Genomic DNA, 1,411 nt, shown 5'->3' with positions numbered 1-1,411 from the left:
CCGTAACGGCGCGCCACGTAGTCTTCGACGATGGCCTGGAACTCTTCGGCGATATGGTCGCCTTTGAGCGTAACCGTGCGTTCGCCATCCACGAATACCGGCGCCGCGGGCACTTCGCCCGTTCCCGGCAGACTGATTCCGATATCGGCATGACGGCTTTCGCCCGGCCCATTGACCACACAGCCCATGACCGCGACGTTCATGCTTTCGACGCCCGGGTACTGCGCTTTCCAGACGGGCATCTGGCGGCGCAAGTAGGACTGGATGCTATCAGCAAGTTCCTGGAAGAACGTGCTGCTGGTGCGGCCGCAACCGGGGCACGCCACCACCATCGGCGTGAACGCGCGCAGGCCCATCGTTTGCAGGATCTCTTGCGCCACGATGGCTTCGCGGCTGCGATCGCCGCCGGGTTCCGGCGTGAGCGAAATACGGATGGTGTCGCCAATGCCTTGCTGGAGCAGCACTGCCAGCGCGGCGGTGGACGCCACGATGCCCTTGCTGCCCATGCCGGCTTCGGTCAGGCCCAGGTGCAGGGGATAGTCGCAACGAGCGGACAAATCGCGGTAAACCGCGATCAAGTCCTGCACATGGCTGACCTTGCAGGACAGGATGATGGCGTCGCGCCGCAGGCCAAGTTCTTCGGCCCGCTGCGCGTTGCTGATGGCCGACACGACCAGCGCATCGCGCATCACGGCCTGGGCCTCCCAGGGCTGCGCGCGACGGCTGTTTTCGTCCATCTTGCGCGCCATCAGTTCGTGATCCAGGCTGCCCCAGTTCACGCCGATGCGCACGGGCTTGTCGTAGCGGCAGGCCACGTCGATCATTTGCGCGAAATTATCGTCGCGCCGCTTGCCGCCGCCCATGTTGCCGGGGTTGATCCGGTATTTGGACAGCGCTTGCGCACATTCGGGAAACTGCGTCAGCAGCTTGTGCCCGTTGTAGTGGAAATCGCCCACCAGCGGCACGTTTACGCCCATGCGGTCGAGCTGTTCGCGGATGGCGACCACTTCGCGCGCCGCCTCGGGCGTATTCACCGTGATGCGCACCAGCTCGGAGCCGGCCAACGCCAGCTCTTTGACCTGGATCGCCGTGGCGATGGCGTCCGCGGTGTCGGTGTTGGTCATGGACTGCACCACGACCGGGGCGTCGCCGCCCACCATCACGACACGATCACCCCACTTCACCGCGACCGAACGCGTGGCGCGGCGCATCGCCGCCCCGACGGAGGGAGGCGGCGCATCCTGGCAAGGCAGAGAAGAATCTTGCATCGGTGGAACCGGGTTACTTGGTCGGCTTCTGCAGCCAGTCGAACGGCAGCCATTGCTGCGGCAACCAGCCTTGCCAGAAGGCATACGCCACGCCGGCGGCCAGCACCAGCACGATGGCGATGAGCCATCCCCAGGAGGTCGAC

The 1,411-nt window shown here is 65.2% G+C and carries 1 protein-coding gene and 1 pseudogene; both read right to left on the bottom strand.

The genetic code is table 11. The features are described 5' to 3' along the window. Positions 1 to 1,268 (bottom strand): flavodoxin-dependent (E)-4-hydroxy-3-methylbut-2-enyl-diphosphate synthase (gene ispG, locus ACE039_RS24160; protein ID WP_485823523.1); only part of this gene is annotated, 1,268 nt, incomplete at its 3' end. A 13-nt stretch (positions 1,269 to 1,281) separates the two neighbouring features. Continuing rightward, positions 1,282 to 1,411, bottom strand: a pseudogene (locus tag ACE039_RS24155) (helix-turn-helix domain-containing protein); the annotation flags it as partial.

It is taken from the genome of Achromobacter maghribensis, assembly GCF_057334215.1.
This window is presented reverse-complemented; position numbering and strand designations above follow the sequence as displayed.